At 28.6% G+C, this 20013-nt stretch carries 13 protein-coding genes and 1 other RNA gene; 4 read left to right on the forward strand and 10 right to left on the reverse strand.

All coding sequences use genetic code 11. The features are described from left to right. Positions 1–68 precede the first annotated feature (68 nt). The 8 genes from apt to M9409_RS01300 all read right to left on the reverse strand — a co-directional run bounded on the left by apt (position 69) and on the right by M9409_RS01300 (position 12390). Positions 69–626, reverse strand: coding sequence for an adenine phosphoribosyltransferase (gene apt, locus M9409_RS01265; RefSeq protein ID WP_250227136.1), 558 nt, complete (start codon positions 624–626; stop codon positions 69–71). A gap of 876 nt (positions 627–1502) precedes the next feature. Continuing rightward, positions 1503–1594: signal recognition particle sRNA small type (gene ffs / locus M9409_RS01270), an RNA gene on the reverse strand. Between the two features lie 761 nt (positions 1595–2355). After that, positions 2356–4722: an endopeptidase La gene (lon, locus tag M9409_RS01275; RefSeq protein ID WP_250227137.1), complete on the reverse strand. Its 2367-nt coding sequence runs from the start codon at positions 4720–4722 to the stop codon at positions 2356–2358. Between the two features lie 1377 nt (positions 4723–6099). Continuing rightward, a complete protein-coding gene (gene pmbA, locus M9409_RS01280) occupies positions 6100–7440 on the reverse strand; it encodes a metalloprotease PmbA (RefSeq protein ID WP_250227138.1) in 1341 nt (446 codons plus the stop codon). A gap of 401 nt (positions 7441–7841) precedes the next feature. Continuing rightward, entirely contained in the window at positions 7842–9332 is a 1491-nt protein-coding gene (gene tldD, locus M9409_RS01285) for a metalloprotease TldD (protein WP_250227139.1), read from the reverse strand. 520 nt (positions 9333–9852) lie between these two features. Then, on the reverse strand, positions 9853–10332 hold the full coding sequence (gene mreD, locus M9409_RS01290) for a rod shape-determining protein MreD (protein ID WP_250227140.1): 480 nt from the start codon (positions 10330–10332) through the stop codon (positions 9853–9855). A 77-nt stretch (positions 10333–10409) separates the two neighbouring features. Further along, positions 10410–11225, reverse strand: coding sequence for a rod shape-determining protein MreC (mreC, locus tag M9409_RS01295; RefSeq protein ID WP_250227141.1), 816 nt, complete (start codon positions 11223–11225; stop codon positions 10410–10412). 121 nt (positions 11226–11346) lie between these two features. Next, positions 11347–12390, reverse strand: coding sequence for a rod shape-determining protein (locus M9409_RS01300; protein WP_250227142.1), 1044 nt, complete (start codon positions 12388–12390; stop codon positions 11347–11349). A 662-nt stretch (positions 12391–13052) separates the two neighbouring features. On the opposite strand from M9409_RS01300, the gene aroQ reads away from it, so the two are divergent. The 3 genes from aroQ to accC are packed head-to-tail and all read left to right on the forward strand — an operon-like array spanning position 13053 to position 15349. Continuing rightward, positions 13053–13502: a type II 3-dehydroquinate dehydratase gene (gene aroQ / locus M9409_RS01305; protein ID WP_250227143.1), complete on the forward strand. Its 450-nt coding sequence runs from the start codon at positions 13053–13055 to the stop codon at positions 13500–13502. A 28-nt stretch (positions 13503–13530) separates the two neighbouring features. After that, positions 13531–13983 (forward strand): acetyl-CoA carboxylase biotin carboxyl carrier protein, encoded by a 453-nt coding sequence (gene accB, locus M9409_RS01310; protein ID WP_250227144.1) that lies wholly within the window; start codon positions 13531–13533, stop codon positions 13981–13983. 10 nt (positions 13984–13993) lie between these two features. Further along, positions 13994–15349, forward strand: a complete 1356-nt coding sequence (gene accC, locus M9409_RS01315; RefSeq protein ID WP_250227145.1) for an acetyl-CoA carboxylase biotin carboxylase subunit — start codon at positions 13994–13996, stop codon at positions 15347–15349. 115 nt (positions 15350–15464) lie between these two features. On the opposite strand, the gene gmhB is transcribed toward accC, so the two are convergent. Beyond that, complete coding sequence (gene gmhB / locus M9409_RS01320) at positions 15465–16076, reverse strand: D-glycero-beta-D-manno-heptose 1,7-bisphosphate 7-phosphatase (protein WP_250227146.1); 612 nt, start codon at positions 16074–16076, stop codon at positions 15465–15467. A 364-nt stretch (positions 16077–16440) separates the two neighbouring features. Between gmhB and M9409_RS01325 the strand changes: the two genes are divergently transcribed. After that, complete coding sequence (locus M9409_RS01325; protein ID WP_250227147.1) at positions 16441–18186, forward strand: proline--tRNA ligase; 1746 nt, start codon at positions 16441–16443, stop codon at positions 18184–18186. Between the two features lie 198 nt (positions 18187–18384). Here the strand turns inward: M9409_RS01325 and tilS are convergent, their stop codons facing one another. Beyond that, positions 18385–19917 (reverse strand): tRNA lysidine(34) synthetase TilS, encoded by a 1533-nt coding sequence (gene tilS / locus M9409_RS01330; RefSeq protein WP_250227148.1) that lies wholly within the window; start codon positions 19915–19917, stop codon positions 18385–18387. Between the last annotated feature and the right edge of the window lie 96 nt (positions 19918–20013).

Raw genomic sequence — 20013 nt, forward strand, 5'->3', positions numbered from 1 at the left:
ATATAACTCATATAGTAATTATTATGAATATGAAGATCTAAACTTATTAGTTTAGTAAGATGTAATTATTAATCATGATCAGAGAACGTTACCAAACTGTAGGAATTTATTCCTATATTCTTTAATGATGATTTTCCACTTAAATTTTCTAAATCTATTATAAATCCAGCATGATTTACTTCTCCCCCTAACCGTCTGATTAATTTTACTGTGGCTGCAATTGTTCCACCCGTTGCTAGTAAATCATCTATAATTAAAACTTTATCACCTGGAGTAATGGCATCGGTATGTATTTCTAAAGATCCGCTATCATATTCTAAAATATATGGTTCTTTAATGGTATCACGTGGTAATCTTCCTGATTTACGGGCTGGAATAAAACCTAGTTTTAATATTAATGCTAATGGAGCGCTGAATAAGAATCCTCTAGCTTCTATACCTACTACTTTGGTTAATTTATGATTTTTGTAATGATGAGCCAAAAGAGTAACACTTGCTGAGTATGCTTGAGGATTTTTTAATAATGCAGTAATATCTCGAAATAAAATTCCTTTTTTTGGATAATTGGGTACAAATTTGATATTTTTTTTGATTAATTCTAATTGTTGATTTGTAACATCTATCATATTTTTTCCAAAATAGAAACAAATGTTTATTTGGATTTGTATACATTTATATATACAAAATTTTATTTCGTCGTTATATTTTATCAGATCGATTTATAAGTAAAATAATACTATACTTTTGTATAGCTTATAATATTAGTTTATTAAACATATATTTATATATGATTGATACATGTTTTATATATATTTTTAATAAAAATTTCAAGTATTTATTTAAAATTAAATACTTTATATAGGAATATTTTAAATATAGTAGTATAAATATATGATTTTAATATATTTCACTCATTGAATGAGTGATGATGGACGAGTGCATTTTATTTTTTAATTATAAAATGAAAAATTAATTGCATAGTCAAGAATAATGTATTTTTGACTAATATATTAGTATATATAAATAAATTTATTATAATATAATTAGTAATTTTAATTTTTTGGAATGTATTTCATCTTTTTTAAAAAGATTTTTTTATTCAGATTAATACCGAATATAATTAGACATTTTTGGTGATTATTTATTTGTGTTTGAAGTATTGTGTATTCTAAAGATTAAAAATTATGGTTGTTAGAAAAAGTACAAAAAAATTAAAAATTGATATATTTGAGCAGATACAAAAAACTATAATGAAAAATATAGCTCTTAAAAATAAAACACAATGCTTTCAAATGACGGTTTTTGAATTTTTTGATTTTTATTTGTACGACATTGCATATATTCACATATATATATTTTCGGAAAGAACATGTTTAGTTTTGGTTAAGTATTTTTTATAATAAAACAGATAAATGTATTGATCACGTTTCCTACATGACACATATGTAGTGAGTTAAATAAATCAAGAGTTATGAAAAATTTCAATAATTATCTTATCGGGATGTTAACAAAAATACTCATTATAGCTCCTTATTACGGCTGCTTCTTTCCAGACCTGACCGATTTTTAAAAAATTACTATGAATAATTTGATAACATCCCTCCTGTAAGAGTATTCCTGATTATTTTAAATTTTTCAAGTGAAAATTGCACATTTAAGTATGAATTAATTTTTAATCTAAGATATATTTTGTTTGTGATCATGTGGTTTAAAAATATTTTTTATTTTTAAAGTTAATTGTCAGAAAGCTATATTTGATGTTTTAGAAATTATGTTATGAATAAGCAATCGGTATTTTATTTATTTGAATTTTTATTAACATATTTTGCATTAAAAAATTTTTAATTATTTTTCATATTTTTTAATTAATTATTATTTTATCTCGACAGGAGATGTAAATATTTAAAAAATTATATTGAATAGTTTAGTTGCTGTTATTCTTAGCTCTTAATCTAAAAATAGATACAAATGTTCAGTTTATATAGTATGTAGTTTCATGGATATGTCATACCACTGTTTTATAATATAATAACGATAGCTTTATGTACGTGGAATATTTCACAACAATCAATAGTAAGACAATTTTTTAATTGTGATATAAGATCAACAGGTGTTATTATGAAACTATAAACTACTATTAGTGACACTAATATATATGTTTTATCAATAAAAATCAAAAAATAGCAACATTTTATTTTTTTGATTACTTGTTAATCAATAAGATTGATTCTATTGAGTGAGAATATTACATATATAGAAATATGTAGATTTATGTGTTATTTATACGCGACTATTTTAATAAACTGATACACCCCATATATTTTATATATAATGTTTCTACAATTACACGATATGTCATACTAATGATGATTTAGGTGTGACTTCAGTAGAATGAAATGGGATATTTTGTAATGCTAATATTAAAACCTCGTCTATTTGTTTGACTGGATGAATATTTAAGTTATCAACTACAATAGCTGGCATATCTTCTAGGTCGCGTTTGTTTTCATACGGTATTAATACTGTTTTAATACCTCCTCGATGTGCAGCTAACAATTTTTCTTTCAATCCACCAATAGGTAATATTTGTCCTCTTAAAGTTATTTCTCCTGTCATGGCTATGTTGGCTTTAACAGAATTTCCTGTTAAGCAAGAAACTAAGGCGGTGCACATAGCAATTCCAGCACTTGGTCCGTCTTTTGGCGTAGCTCCTTCTGGCACATGTACATGAATGTCTTTTTTTTCGTAAAAATCAGTATTAATACCTAATTTATCTGCACGCGCTCTTACCACAGTTAATGCAGCTTGAATAGATTCCTGCATCACTTCACCTAAAGATCCAGTATACGTCAATTTTCCTTTTCCAGGAACGCAAGCAGTTTCAATAGTTAAAAGATCCCCTCCTACTTCAGTCCAAGCTAGTCCGGTAACTTGTCCAATACGATTTTCTTGATCCGCGTGGGTACAATCATAGCGTTGTACTCCAAGAAAGTCTTTTAGATTATTTTTATCAATGCTGATACGTCTTATTGTTTTGTTCATTAAAAGCGTCTTTACTGTTTTACGGCATAATTTAGAAATTTCGCGTTCTAAATTACGTACTCCAGCTTCACGTGTATAATGTCTAATAATGTTTACTAACGCATCGTCTTTAATGGTTAGTTCTTCTGGTTGTAAAGCGTTACGCTCTATTTGTTTAGTGAATAAATGCTGTCGTGCTATATTTAGTTTTTCATCTTCGGTATAACCAGATAAACGTATTACTTCCATTCGATCTAATAAAGGACTGGGAATATCCATTGAATTAGAGGTAGCCACAAACATAACATCAGATAAATCGTAATCTATTTCTAAATAATGATCATTAAAAGCAGTATTTTGTTCTGGATCTAATACTTCTAGTAAAGCAGCAGCTGGATCTCCACGCATATCTAAAGACATCTTATCTATTTCATCTAAAAGGAACAAAGGATTTCTTACTCCAACTTTAGACATTTTTTGTATGAGCTTACCAGGCATTGATCCAATGTAAGTACGACGGTGACCTCTAATTTCGGCTTCATCACGCATGCCGCCTAAGGCCATACGTATATACTTACGCCCAGTAGCTTTGGCAATAGACTGCCCAAGTGATGTCTTACCTACTCCAGGTGGTCCTACTAAACATAAAATAGGTCCTTTAATTTTATTAATTCTATTTTGTACTGCTAAATATTCTAGAATACGATCTTTAACGCGATCTAACCCATAATGGTCTTTATCCAGGCTTTCTTGAGCTTTCAGCAAATCTTTTTTCATTTTACTTCTTGTATGCCAAGGTACTGACAGTATCCAATCAATATACCCACGAACTACAGTAGCTTCAGCAGACATAGGGGACATCATTTTTAATTTTTGCCACTCTGATTCTACTTTTCTTCGAGCTTCTTTAGGCATTTTAGCTGCTTCTATTTTTCGTCTAAGAGCCTCATTTTCATCGACAACAGCATCCAGTTCTCCCAGTTCTTTTTGTATGGCCTTCATTTGTTCATTTAAATAATACTCGCGTTGGCTTTTTTCCATTTGTTTTTTTACGCGATTGCGAATACGTTTTTCAACTTGTAAGAATTCAATTTCTGATTCCATCATCGCTATTAAATATTCTAGTCGTTCAGTAACGTTTGACATTTCTAAAATGGATTGTTTATCATTTAGTTTGAGCGGCATATGAGCGGCGATGGTATCTGCAAGATGATCTGAATTATCAATATTGTTTAAGGATGTTAAAACTTCGGCGGGTATTTTCTTATTGAGCTTAAGATATCCTTCAAATTGATTAATAACAGTACGCATTAAAACTTCTTGTTCATGTTCGATTGGTGCATCAATATGAAAAGTACTTGCATGAGCTTTAAAATGGTTGTCAGTATCCGTTAATTCAATGATACGGGCACGCATTAGTCCTTCCACTAATACTTTGACAGTACCGTCTGGTAATTTAAGCATTTGCAATATTATAGATATTGTTCCAACTGAAAAGAGATCACTGATGCTTGGTTCATCAGTTGACGCTTCTTTTTGGGCTACTAACATAATTTTTTTGTCGTTGTTCATAGCAGACTCGAGACATCTAATAGATTTGTCCCGCCCTACAAATAAAGGGATCACCATATGCGGATACACCACCACATCACGCAAAGGCAATACAGGTATTTCTATGCGATCAGGTTGCTCAGTGTTCATAGAGCGATCTCTCTTAGTTATAGCTTGCCAAGATTATAACATCTTTAATATTCAGCTGCACCATTTTAATAATCAAATAATTAGAAATATGGGGATACATTGAGTATATTCAACATCGAACGTTATGAAAAATAAAAAATAAATAATTATTTAATGTTGTATTTATTTTATCATTCAATATTTATTGATGTTTGCATGACGCTACAAACTATTTTTAATAAATAAAATTTTTAAACAAAAAATTGTTTTGTGGATTAAAACACACTAAATATTTTAAATGTTTAATTTTCATTAAAACATCGATATATGTTTCAATATTCTATTAACTATGAAATTTTTTGGATATAACTATTTATTTCATCAAAAGTATATCAGTGGTAATTAAGTATTTACATATGTATAGTGTATATAATATTGATCAGTTAATATAATTAACTGATCAATATATCAATTATATTATTAGATAAAAGTAATTAATTATTTTGAGATAATAAGTTTTTATTTTCAAATTGAAAGTATAGAATAATATGTAAATAATCATCATAATATGATGAACGAACAATTTTTATTTATCATCATTAATAATGATTACAGATGTTTTGATTTAATTTAATAATTAGCAATGCTAATGATATTCGAATTTTCGTGTACATATAATGATACGATCAAATTTAGTAAGATTTATTTTTATAAAATTATTTTTTAATAGTAAAAGATTATACTAATAAATGATTGTTATTGTTAGTAGTTTTGGATACTAAATTTTAGTACACAATTGTGTGTATTATAAGATGTACATTACAATTAATTAAACGTTATGTATGATATAAAAGAAAGGAGTATTTTTTATTTTTCATAACATTTAAATACATATTTTTATTATATTAAAAATTGTTTCGGTGTTTTATTGTGTTATTAACATTTATTTATGATTATTAAAATAGATTATGTTGTTGTCAACATGATTTGTTTGCAGACAATGTGTTGTAGATATTATTATTTAGATATAGATTTGTTTATTTGATAGTTTCTTATTTTAATATTTTTTATTATTAATATCCCAATTTAAATTGGATTTTTGGAACGATATAAATTAGAAAAGTTATAAATTTATTAATTCTTACGATGATCATATAATGATTGTAATACATTACATTAGTGTATGTATATTCATTTAAAATGATAGCATATTATGCTATAAATATCATTAAATCCTAAACAGATTTAATTTTTTTACGCTGTAAAACCATAAGAATTGTTATATTGAATTGATTATGATGATTTTATTTATCAAGTATACCCATATATAACATATATTTTATGATGTTAAAAAAGATATTTTTATTTTTAGTAAAGGTTATATATTGCATCATTATTTCAAATTCCCGCTATCTTCATGGAAGATATTAACACGGACCCACAATGAATATGACTGCGCGTTTCAATATCGTGCCCAATAGAATCAATATTATAGAACATATCTTTTAAATTACCAGCAATAGTAACTTCATTGACTGGATATTGAATATCGCCGTTTTCTACCCAAAAACCAGCTACCCCGCGTGAGTAATCTCCAGTAGTAATATTAATTCCTTGCCCCATTATGTTAGTAACGATAAGTCCGCGTTGCATGTTTTTGATTAACTCTATAAAACTTAAATTTTGATGACTAATATACCAATTATAAATACCATCAGCGTGTCCAGTGTTTTTTAGTCCTATTTTCCGAGCAGAATAACTATTTAAAATCCAATTTTTTAGTATACCATCTTCTACAATAGATCTATTTAAAGTATGTACCCCTTCGCTATCAAATGGAGCTGAACCTAATCCTTTTAATACATGCGGGCGTTCGTCAATGGATATCCAAGAAGGAAAAATTTTTTTCTTCAAATCATTTAACAAAAAAGTAGATTTGCGACATACATTGTCTCCATGAATAGCACTTGCTAAATGATGGAATAAACTTGTAGCTACTTCTGCAGAAAATAATACTGGAGATTCCATTGTTTTTAATTTTTTGGGGTTTAAATGCTGTAGAGCTCTCTGAGCACATTCTTGTCCAACCCATTCTGGAGAACGTAAATCATTAAATGAGCGACTTAATGTATAGGCATAATTTTGTTCCATAATATCATTACTTGCAGCAATCACTCCACAACATAAAGAATGTTGGCTGCTGCTGTAACTTTGTAACATACCATGACTATTCCCAAACACTTTAGTGGTAAAATAACTGCTGAATCTACCTCCTTCAGTATAAATTATACGCTTATCATATTGTAATGCTGTTTTTTCTGCTGTAGATGCTAAATCCATTCCTAATTTAGTATCTAAACTAATGGGATGAAATAAGTCAAGATTCATAGGATTGAATGCTAATAATTCTTTATCGGCAATCCCAGAATGTGGATCTGAAGAAGTATAAGATGCTATATCCGCTGCAGTTTCTACAGTACGATTTATTGTTTTCTCATTTAAATCATTTGAAAAAGCAGTACCTTTTTTTTGTTGACGAAATATAGTTATACCTAAGACACCCCGATTATTAAATTCTACATTCTCAAGTTTTCCGTAACGAGTGCTGACTGTAATTCCTGTAGTTTTAATTACTGAAACTTCTACTTCCTTTGAATATGCATGTGCTAAATTTAATGTTTGATATACTATATTTTCTAAAAAGTTACGTTGTTGTATTACGTCGTCTATTATATTCATCTTATCCTCCTGTAATAAGAGTTTCTAATTAGTATATATGTATCTACCAATATGATCTACATTGATCAACATCAGTGACTGATGTTGATCAATGTAGATCATGATATTAAAAACAAAAATTTGTTTTTAATTAATAAAACAATTTATTAGTTAAAAAATTTCATAGATGTATTATTTGTAATAATTAATAATATGCATGTAATTAATATTATTAAAATTAATATTTCTTAAAGTATAATAAATCAGATAATAATGTGCATTATTTCAATCATATGTAGTATATAATATTTTTTACAATCAAAACCTATATATCAACCAATATTTTGATTATTTGATATAATAAATAACATTATTGATTTTTTAATTACTTAATATTAATACACATGAAACATATAATTAGGTTAATTAGTACCTCCAACAGTGATATTATTTAATTTTATTGTTGGTTGGCCAACGCTAACTGGTATGTTTTGTCCGTTTTTTATACATGTACCTATTCCTGTATCTAACGATAGATCGTTACCAACCATAGAGACACTTTTCATGATTTCGATACTTGATCCTATCAACGTAGCTCCTTTTATAGATTTGGTGATACGACCTTTTTCTATTAGGAAAGCTTCAGATGCAGAAAAAACAAATTTGCCCGATGTAATGTCTACTTGGCCGCCACTAAAGTTTGCAGCATATACTCCGTAATCTACACTGTCGATAATTTCTTCTGGGGTCGATTGCCCTGACAACATATAAGTATTAGTCATGCGAGGTATAGGTAAAGCAGCGTAAGATTCTCGTCTACCGTTTCCTGTTGAAGTGCATCCCATTAGTTTCGCATTTAATTTATCTTGCATGTATCCTTTTAGGATACCATTTTGAATCAATATATTATATTGACCAGGAATTCCTTCGTCATCGATAGTTAATGATCCACGTGAGCCCTTCAATGTAGCATCATCTACTATTGTGCATAGTTCAGAAGCTACTATTTTTCCGATTTTGTTAGAAAATATAGAACTACCTCTTCTATTAAAATCTCCTTCTAAACCATGCCCTACTGCTTCATGCAACAAAATACCAGGCCAACCCGACCCTAACACTACTGTCATAGTTCCTGCTGGAGCTTCTACAGCTTCAAGATTAGTTAAACTCATTCTAACAGCATCTTTAGCCCAATAATCAGCTCGAATTTCTCCTTCTACAATAGTATCTAAAAAAAAATCATACCCAAATCGTCCACCACCACCACTTATTCCTTGTTCTCTTTTTCCATTTTTTTCCACTTGCACTAATATAGATAAACGTACTAATGGTCGAATATCTGCTGCTAAAATACCATCTGTAGCTGCTATTAAAATCTGTTCATAAATACCTGATAAATTAGCATTAACTTTTTGAACTCTAGAATCAGTAGCGCGCGCTGTTTTATCTACTCTCATTAATAGTTCTATTTTTTCTTCTTTAGATATATTAGACAATGGGTTCATGTAAGAATATGCAGTGGAATAGGAATACTGTTGAGTAGGACAAACGTATTTATGTTTCTTTAAGTCAACAATAGTATTATTATTATTATTGTTGCGGCGATGTTCGCTTGTAATGCTGGTAGCAGCTTTCATGCTACGTATTAGTGCATCTAGAGTTAATTGATCTGTGTAAGCAAATCCAGTTTGTTCTCCTATGATTACTCGCACACCAGCACCTTGATCGATAGTGTAGGATCCAGATTTAATAATGCTATCTTCAAGAGTCCATGTTTCATGCAAACATGATTGAAAATACAGATCTGAGTAGTCTATTTGAAATTTTTCTGTCATGTCTAACAAATATAAAAGATCATTATGTTGTAATTTATTAGGAGTGAGTAGTCTTTCAGTAACAAAATTTAAGCTCATATAACCTCTATTTAAAATATAATAATTAGCATATTTGACTAAATGGAAAGAATTTTTTAAATATTTGTTTTTAACAATTTTTATATATTTTATTTTAAAATGTTTTACTGAGTATTGGTTAAATGTGTAGTATACTCGTTCTTATTTCGGTTTAAAACCCTTTTATCTCATTGATAACATATTATATGTATAATATGCTTATTATGAATTAAATAGTTTAGTAATTATTATTACTTTTTATATATATGTATACACAGAGTGATTAATTTTATTGATGAAATAATTCTTATAACTCATTAAATTAATTAAATATGTATTTTGCTTTAATGATGTTCTTCTTCATGTGAAAAATACGATTATTCAATTTTTGTTTAATATTTTCATGACATTCCTGAAACAGTGTTGTTAACAATGATTTCAATTTTTTATAAGTTTATGTAAATATATTTATTCAATAAAAATAATTATTTAATATTAAAATTATTACTATTAGTATTTTTTAAAAATCATCAATTGTTGATTAATTTCGGCGAATTTTGTGCATTAAAAAAACTAAAAATGGCCATGATCCACCATCTAATAGGCAGTTCCAAAATATTTCCGGTGCATACAAAACTTTGGTTATTAAAAATTTTATTAAAAATGTAATGCTTTGATGAATAAAAGAAAGAAATATAATAATAAAAGTTTGTTGCCAGATAGGCATGTATCTAAAAAAATAAATGTTCCGGATTACCAAATAAGCAAGTATACTTAAAGATAAAGAGTGTATTCCTAAAGTAGATCCTAGTATGATATCAATTACTAATCCTAAAGTAAATCCAGTACCGATATTCACCTGATTTGGAAGTATTGTAATCCAACGAATTAACAGTATCATTGTCCAGGATGGATGTATATTCCACGTTCGAAGACAAAAGGGAATAATTTGTAAAATAATTGCAATGATAAAAGAACTATATACTACCCACAATTTATAATTATTGTATTTATTGTGCATGTTTTTAAAGTTGTTTTTATTGCAAATATTATTATGTTAAATATAATAAATAATGTTTTAATATTAATTACATTAATTTATTTCCAAAGTAGTATTGCATAACATAAAGATTGTAATTTAACTGTTGGATGTGCTTGAATGATGGTAGAGTCTTGTTCTGAATCTACTATTATATTAGATACTGTTGCTACTGGATATCCTTCTGGAAAACGACCATCTAATCCAGATGTTATCAAGATATCTCCAATACATACATCTAAATATCCTGGATATTCTGCACGTAAATCTGCGCCATATCCACAACCCATTAAAATAAAACGCATATTATTTCGCTTTATTTGTACAGGTAAAGCATGTTCAGGATCACAAATCAACATAACACGACTGCTAAGTGTATTAGTAGAAATTACTTGCCCTATGATTCCTGAATCAGTAATAACTGGTTGACCAATATAGATGTTATGATTCTTTCCTTGATTTATTATAACTTGATTGCCGTATAAATCTGCGTTAACAGAAATAATTCTAGTGATTATTTTTTGTTTATCATAACACAAAGGAGAGTGAATTAATGCATGTAGCTTGTAATTTTCATCTTTATATTGATCCATCAACAATAATTCACTGTTTTTTAAACATAACTCCTGACGCAATGTATTATTTTCCAATATTAATTTGTCATATCCTGATAACAATTTTTTAGTATAATTGTATATATTATGCGACTTATCGCATAAGCAATAAAACAAATAAGTGGAATCTTCCATGTAACTTTTTAATTTTAGGAACATATTTAGTTTTTCATCGGAAATAATAATGATAACAGACATTATTATTGCAAAAAATAAACGTAATTCTAAATAAGGAAATTTATTGCTTATAGCACTATACATGGAAGATACCTTAATCTTAATAAGACTAATTAATATATATCATTAAAAGTAATACATTTTAATTTATGTGATTTTATTAATTTAAAATGTATAAATTTATTTATAGCGCTTTTAAAAAAAATTATTCTTCACTAAATAAGTCTCGACCGTGTACATCAATCATATCAAGTGCTTTACCGCCACCCCGTGCAACACAAGTAAGCGGGTCTTCTGCGATTACCACGGGGATACTAGTTTCTTTTATCAATAAACGATCAATATTTCTCAATAGTGCCCCTCCTCCAGTTAATACCATTCCATATTCAGAAATGTCAGATGCTAATTCTGGAGGACATTGTTCTAGTGCCGCCATAACTGCACTGACAATGCCAGTTAATGGTTCTTGTAATGCTTCTAAAATTTCGTTATTATTTAATACGAAACTTCGTGGTATTCCTTCTGCTAAATTTCGTCCACGTACTTTTATTTCACGAAGTTCATCATCTAAATATGCAGAACCTATAGTATGTTTTATTCTTTCTGAGGTTACTTCTCCAATCAAGGAACCATAATGACGTCTCACATAACTAATAATAGCTTCGTCAAAACGGTCTCCTCCAATCCTAACAGATGATGAATACACTACTCCATTCAGTGAAATTACTGCGACTTCAGTGGTACCGCCTCCAATGTCTACTACCATTGAACCAGTAGCTTCGGATACTGGTAAACCTGCTCCAATAGCCGCTGCCATAGGTTCTTCTATTAAAAAAACTTCACGTGCTCCTGCTCCTTGTGCAGATTCACGTATAGCTCTACGTTCAACTTGTGTAGCGCCTACTGGAACACATACTAACACCCTCGGGCTTGGTTTCATGAAACTATTGCTGTGCACTTGCTTGATAAAATGCTGCAACATTTTTTCAGTAATAAAAAAGTCAGCAATTACTCCGTCTTTCATGGGGCGAATAGCCGCAATGTTTCCGGGAGTTCGCCCTAACATCTGTTTCGCTGCATAGCCTACAGCAGCTACACTTTTGGGCATTCCGCCTCGATCTTGTCTAATGGCTACAACAGAAGGTTCGTTTAAAACAATACCTTGTCCTTTTAAATAAATCAAAGTATTGGCAGTACCGAGATCAATAGATAGGTCGCTAGAAAATATGCCGCGGAATTTTTTAAACATAATAGTAATAATCTAAAATAAGTTTATAAATTTTTTTAAAATTATTCATTTGTGATTGATCTTTTGGAGAAAAATAAAATTAAATGATCGCATAATATCGATAAATGTATTTTCAAGTTATTGTGTTTAAAATATTGCATATTATTTAATTCTCTATATTTATTTAATATTAAAAAATTAAAACATATACTACGTATATATATTGCATTATAAATATAACTATATATGTGTAAAAATAATAAATTATATTTGGTATACTATACAATTAAGATTGTCAAATATTATTTTAGATGCTTATTGTAGTTCGTGTAAGATTGCAATAATCAATTTTATTGAAAATATTACATTCTAATATTATAATAGTTATCTTGAAAAAATAAATTATTTATTACATGAATATTGTGTATGACAGTTATTTTTATTAAAAAAATTTAAAACCTAATAAAAATCAATTGTATTTTTAGGCATTATTGGTTTTTAATTATAAACAATAAACATATATATTTGAAATTATGATAATTTTCTACGAAATATATTATTGAATAATAAAAAATTATTATTACTGTACTACAGACAACATTTATTAAATATTAAATATAAAATGATATGTAAAGTTATAATTGTGCACTGAGGTGTTGAATTGATGAGGATGTTTGAATATCATGACAAATAAATGTCGTATTTTATTGATAAATGGGCCTAATTTAAATTTGTTAGGTATACGTGAACCACATATATATGGATATGAAACTTTATCTGATGTTGTAGCAAATTTATATAAGACTGCTGAATCGTTAGGTATTCAAATGGATCATTTTCAATCTAATGCAGAACATGAATTGATTGAATGTATACATAAAAATTACAAAAATACGGATTTTATCATAATTAACCCTGCAGCTTTTACTCATACCAGCATAGCGTTGCGAGATGCATTTTTATCTGTGAATATTGATTTCATAGAAATTCATCTTTCTAATATATATATCAGGGAAAAATTTAGATATCGTTCATATTTGTCTGATATTGCGCTTGGTGTTGTTTGTGGATTTGGGGTATACGGATATCATTGTGCTTTACATATGGCGCATAAATATTTATCTAAAAATTAATGAGTAACAAATACACATAGGTTTTGCTATGGATATTCGCAAAATAAAAAAATTAATTACACTGATTGAAGAATCAAATATATCTAAATTAGAAATTTCAGAAGGAAATAAGATAGTGCGTATTACTCGTTCTACATCTACAACATCGTCCGATTCGGCTCTTTTGTCTACAAAAAAAGAGTCAGAAATACCAGTACGTATTCCAAGCGCAACAACACGTTATGAAAATGTTAAATTGATAAATAATGGACATGTTATACGTTCTCCAATGGTAGGTATTTTCTATATTGCTTCTAGTTCAGATTCCAATCCATTTGTATCAATTGGTCAAATGGTTGAGGTCGGAGATACTGTGTGTATTATTGAAGCCATGAAAGTTATGAATCAAATTCAATCAGATAAGTCAGGCATAGTCAAAGCAATTTTAATTGACAATGGTCAACCAGTTGAATTTAATGAGCCATTAGTTATTATCGAATAATGAGAATAAAATGTTAGAAAAAATTGTCATTGCAAACCGAGGAGAAATAGCGTTACGTATTTTACGTGCATGTAAAGAATTAGGGATAAAAACAGTGGCTGTGTATTCAACTATAGATCGTGATTTGAAACACGTGTTGTTGGCTGATGAAACTGTTTGCATAGGACCTCCTCCTGCAATACATAGTTATTTAAATATCCCGGCTATTATTTCAGCTGCAGAAATTACTGGATCATCAGGAATTCATCCTGGTTATGGGTTTTTGTCGGAAAATGCTGATTTTGCGGAACAAGTTGAACGTTCTGGTTTTGTTTTTATTGGGCCGCATTCAGAAACTATTCGTTTAATGGGAAATAAAATATCCGCTATAGCTATTATGAAAGAATCAGGAATAAAGTCTGTTCCAGGTTGGAATTATGAATTGAATAAGAACATAAATAATGAAATTTATAATTTTTCACATCAAAATTTACATATTGATTATCCAATTATCATAAAATCTGCTCATGGAGGAGGAGGACGCGGCATGTGTGTAGTTAAAAAAGAATCAGATTTACAAGATGCTATACGTATGATGCGATCAGAAGCAAAAAACACGTTTAATAATGATACTATTTATGTAGAACAATACTTGAAAAATCCTAGGCATATAGAAATACAAGTTTTATCTGATGGAAAAGGCAATACAATCTATTTGACAGAACGTGATTGTTCCGTACAAAGGAGATATCAAAAAATAGTAGAAGAAACTCCTGCGTTAGGTATTAGTTCTACAATGCGGCAACATATAGGAGAGAGTTGTATAAAAGTTTGTTATAAAATTGGATATCGTGGAGTAGGTACATTTGAATTTTTGTATGAAAATAATGAATTCTTTTTTATTGAAATGAATACTCGCATTCAAGTGGAACATCCGATTACAGAAATGGTTACCGGGATAGATCTCGTTAGAGAGCAGTTGAAAATTGCTTCTGGATATACGTTAGATGTTACACAAGATGCAGTTAAATCTTCAGGACATTCTATAGAATGTCGTATTAATGCTGAAGATTCTCATAAATTTATACCTAGTTCGGGATGTATTACTAGGTTTCATGCTCCTGGGGGATTGGGTGTACGTTGGGAATCTCATATTTATGCTGGTTATTCAGTGCCTCCTTATTATGATGCAATGATAGGGAAATTAATTTGTTTTGGGGAAACACGTGAGATAGCTATTGCTCGTATGAAAAATGCGTTGTCAGAATTAATTATTGACGGAATCAATACCAATATTGAGTTACAATTAAAAATTGTAACTGATGAGATGTTTCAGAAAGGTAACGAAATTAATATTCGTTATTTAGAAGATAAACTTAATATATAAATAATTAGAAAAAACATATATGGCTACATATGAAAAGGAGTCTTGTCTTTACTTAAAGAGATTAAAATATACCATTAGATCTTGAGATTATTAAATGTAATTTAATACTATTAAATTAATAAAATAAAACATAAAAAATTAAAAAAGATATATATGTATATATTTTTGTATGGTTGTTTGTTTTTATTATATCTGGCAAGAACGCTAGACTTTCAATAATCCAGTTTGCTGTTGTTTTAGTTTTTTTTGTTATTTTTTTACCGCTAGATACTAGCACTTTAGTTCCAATACCTGCAAATTGACCTGCTAGCATATCATTTTCAGTATCTCCCACCATATAAGAAGCAGTCATGTTAATATTAAAACGTTTTTTTGCATCTAATAACATTCCCGGATTAGGTTTTCGACATAAACAAGATCGTTGGAATTTTTTCACTATTCCCTGTGTATGGTGCGGACAAAAATAAATAGCATCTATATATACATGATGGTATGTCTCTAAATAAGAAATCATCCATTTTGTTAATAATAAAAAATCATATTGAGTAAATAAACCTCGTGCTATTCCAGATTGATTAGTAACTATGATTAAAAAAAAATTCATTTCTTTCAAAGTTACCATTGCATCTATGACATTTTCAATGAAAAAAAAATTATCGATATTATACACGTAGTTTTTATCAATATTAATAGTACCATCTCGATCTATAAATATAGCATTATTCACGATTAGCCTTGTATTTATTATTATAATTACGAATGTTTATTTTGTTAAACAATGTTACAACAAAAATTAATATTATATAATAACATATAATTATTAAATTTTGTTTTAATTGTAAAACAGCATTGTTGTAAAATGTATTATTATCAGATTATCAACATTTTCTATAAAGTAGGAAAATGTTATTAAATGGTTATATACTGATATATAAGCCTATATTAGAGTATAGAATTGTATTCTTTTAAAGAAATACTAAATGTGTATTTATATAATAGTATATATTAAATCAAAAAATTTAATTCTTAAATAATAAATATATTTATTAAAAGGGCGATTATTATTTTATATCACTTATCAGGTGAAAATAATGCGTACTAGTCAATATTTATTAGCTACTCTTAAAGAGATACCTAAAAATTGTACAACGATTAGTCATCAACTAATGTTACGAGCTGGCTTAATTCGTCAAGTGTCATCTGGTCTTTATACCTGGTTGCCTACTGGATTACGAGTATTGAGAAAAATAGAAAATATTATTCGAGAAGAAATGAGTAAAATTGGTGCTATTGAAATAGCTATGCCGATAGTTCAACCTGCGAGATTATGGAAAAAAAGCGGTCGTTGGACAAAATATGGTACAGAACTATTGCGTTTTAAAAATCGTAACAATCAGGAATTTGTACTAGGACCGACTCATGAAGAAGTGGTGTCAGAAATTATTTGTAAAAAAACGATGTTGTATAAACAGTCTCCATTAATTGTGTATCAAATTCATACTAAATATCGTGATGAAGCACGTCCTCGATCTGGAGTAATGCGTGCTAGAGAATTCATTATGAAAGATGGATATTCTTTTCATTTCAATCAGAAATCTCTTCAAAATACATATAACAATATGTATCAAACATATCACACTATTTTTAATCGTATTGGACTAAATTTTTGTGTTGTTCAAGCTGATCCTGGTAGAATTGGAGGGGTATTGTCTCATGAGTTTCAAGCATATTCTGAAAATGGTGAAGATAGTATCGCAACTCCTATGATACCTGATAATGATTTAATTGATTTTCAGTTATTGAATGATGTGATTTCTATTAAAATGCAACCAAAAATGGCTACAGAAACAATGCGTTTAGTAGCAGCTCCTCATATTAAATCTATAGAAGAACTAATTAATCAATTTAATTTGTCTATACATCAAGTTGTGAAAACAATAATTGTACGCTCTAAAAATAAACATATCAATGATAATCATTCTTTATTAGGATTGGTAATTCGGGCTGATCATCAGATTAGTTTAAAGAAAATTTCGATGATTCCACAAGTACACACTCCGTTATCTTGTATAGATCCAAAAGAGATGCATACAATTACTGGAGCACAACCCAATTTATTAGGACCTATTAATTTATCTATACCATTAATTGTGGATTATAATGTAGCAACAATGAACGATTTCGTAGCTGGATCTAATATGAGCGGTAAATATTTTTTTGGAGTTAATTGGAATCGCGATATACCTCTTTTAAAAGTAGCAGATTTAAGTGAGGTATTACATCATAATTTATATACTAATAAAAAAAATATTTTATCCATTCATAATTGTATTGAAATAGGGCACATATTTCAATTAGGACAAAAATACTTAAGCTTAAACACTAATCATATAAAAAAAAATAATGAACATAAACATAATTTTCCGATGGAAATGGGGTGTTATGGTATAGGAATTACTCGTATTGTTGCCGTAATTATTGAACAAAATTACGATAACAATGGTATTTTATGGCCTGATGTAATCGCTCCATTTAAATTAGCTATTGTACCAATTGATATGTATCGTTCCGTCAATGTAAGAAGTATTGCAGAAAAAATTTACCAACAACTTCTATCTGTTATAGGAATAGATATATTAATTGATGATCGTAAAGAATATCCAGGCACAATGTTTGCTGATATAGATTTGATAGGAATACCACATGTTTTAATTATTAGTGATCGTAGTTTAGCTAATCAAGAGGTGGAATATAAATATCGTAAAAAAAATGAAATAAAAAAAATTAAACTTGAAATATTAATGCGATATTTAGTTGAAAAAATTGTTTCTTCATGAAGTTTTTAATTAATTTTAATTGAAAAGAGCGTTGATTTTAAGGTTAAAAATTTTAATTATATTTAATATATATATATTGCGATATGATTGTTTTGATTGGAATTCTATTGAATTGTTCTTCCTATTGATACAATAAAAATTTTATTTTTATAGTTTTGAAGTTAATTATTTTTATTTAACTAATAAAAATGAAGAGCATTATTCTAAATGATAACGAACGCTGTTTTTAAAAATTTTATGAAATAAAATGTTTTGTAACCAAGATATTTTCCATAATATGGTTGTTTTATTTGTAATTTTACCATTTTGAGTAATGAATACTCCTATAGCAGTAATTAACGTTTTATTATAAAAAAGTAAAGGAATACGGCTTCTCAGCCACGGAGGTACACCTAATTCTTGCCAAATTTTTTTTAAATGTCGACCATGATTTCTTCCCAAAATATATAATAATCCATCTATATTTCCAAACATAATTGATATTTTTTCATCAGATTTTGGGGCCCGAACAAAACAATGTGTTAATACTTTTTTATTTTTTTCAGAAAAATTATAAGACATATTTAATGAAAAATTTATGTTTAGATGTGTGTTGAATGAATTTTTAGATAAACATTCGTTGATACTTAATGGTTGATATATCAACTTACCTAAGTTATACGGTAGTATAAATGCATTATACATGATATTCCACGATAATTTAATTTTATTTAAAGAACATTTCATATTTACAGGTAAAATATACAATTTTTCACGGAAACGACGACATAGGCATTTATCTAATTGTAGTATTGGAGTGGCATCTCGACGGCTTAGTACTACTTCTTTCCAAATACGATTTACAAGTTGATAGGAAGGCATCTTTATAGAAAAATTTAATAACCAACGGCGCAGTAATGCTTGTCTTTTTGGTATGCTGCATTGGAATAGTGGACTAAATAGTAAAGAACCGTCTGATTCATCAATTAGTTTTTTCAAAGATTCTGATAACAATTCATTTAACAAACTTTCTTGATCTTTACACAGTTGAGCGGTACGCGCAACTACTTGATTGAAATGAGGCCAACGCTGATATATTGATGGTAAAATTTTTATGCGTAAAAAGTTACGATCAAAACGTGTATCTGAATTCGTGTCGTCTTCTATCCAGTCAAGTTTTTTATTATAGGCATATATCTCTAATTGTTCGCGAGAGCAATCTAATAATGGCCTCAACAACCTGTATTTATTAGCATACAACGTATTTTTACTCATTCCAGATAGTCCAGATGGGCCACTTCCTCTTTTTAATGCAAGGAGTAAACTTTCCGCTTGATCGTTCATGTGATGCGCGGTCAAAAGTATTTCTTTTGAATCTAAATGATCATATAATTTCTTATAACGAAGATTGCGTGCTAATGCTTCTGTGTTACGTCGTTTATTTTCTGAGTTATAACAATTAATATGAATTACCGAGAAAGGTATACCTCGCGTTTTACATTGATCGGAACAATGACTAGCCCATTTATCTGCATCATTACTGATGCCATGATTTACATAAATTGCGCGTAAAATAAATGGAGATGATGTGAAATGATCGATTCTATTTCTTAATTTTGTTAAGATATCTAAAAGTACTGTAGAATCTAATCCCCCACTATAAGACAACAATAATTTTTTATATCCAAGAATACAATGTGTTACAGTACGATATAAATTCCAATGTTCTGACGATGTGTTGATTGCAATCATATTGTTGCTAATGTAAATGTCATAAAGTCATGATGATTTAATATCATAACAATGATTATATCAATCTTTAGTATATGTATTATATATATTTTACAT

It is taken from the genome of Blochmannia endosymbiont of Camponotus sp. C-046 (assembly GCF_023585865.1).
Taxonomy (GTDB): domain Bacteria; phylum Pseudomonadota; class Gammaproteobacteria; order Enterobacterales; family Enterobacteriaceae; genus Blochmanniella.

Coding starts and splice junctions, on each gene's coding strand:
- pmbA (WP_250227138.1), bottom strand. CDS start 7,440: ATGAATATAATAGACGACGTAATACAACAACGTAACTTTTTAGAAAAT.
- M9409_RS01300 (WP_250227142.1), bottom strand. CDS start 12,390: ATGTTTAAAAAATTCCGCGGCATATTTTCTAGCGACCTATCTATTGAT.
- tilS (WP_250227148.1), bottom strand. CDS start 19,917: ATGATTGCAATCAACACATCGTCAGAACATTGGAATTTATATCGTACT.
- mreD (WP_250227140.1), bottom strand. CDS start 10,332: ATGCACAATAAATACAATAATTATAAATTGTGGGTAGTATATAGTTCT.
- accC (WP_250227145.1), top strand. CDS start 13,994: ATGTTAGAAAAAATTGTCATTGCAAACCGAGGAGAAATAGCGTTACGT.
- M9409_RS01325 (WP_250227147.1), top strand. CDS start 16,441: ATGCGTACTAGTCAATATTTATTAGCTACTCTTAAAGAGATACCTAAA.
- tldD (WP_250227139.1), bottom strand. CDS start 9,332: ATGAGCTTAAATTTTGTTACTGAAAGACTACTCACTCCTAATAAATTA.
- accB (WP_250227144.1), top strand. CDS start 13,531: ATGGATATTCGCAAAATAAAAAAATTAATTACACTGATTGAAGAATCA.
- apt (WP_250227136.1), bottom strand. CDS start 626: ATGATAGATGTTACAAATCAACAATTAGAATTAATCAAAAAAAATATC.
- aroQ (WP_250227143.1), top strand. CDS start 13,053: ATGACAAATAAATGTCGTATTTTATTGATAAATGGGCCTAATTTAAAT.
- mreC (WP_250227141.1), bottom strand. CDS start 11,225: ATGTATAGTGCTATAAGCAATAAATTTCCTTATTTAGAATTACGTTTA.
- lon (WP_250227137.1), bottom strand. CDS start 4,722: ATGAACACTGAGCAACCTGATCGCATAGAAATACCTGTATTGCCTTTG.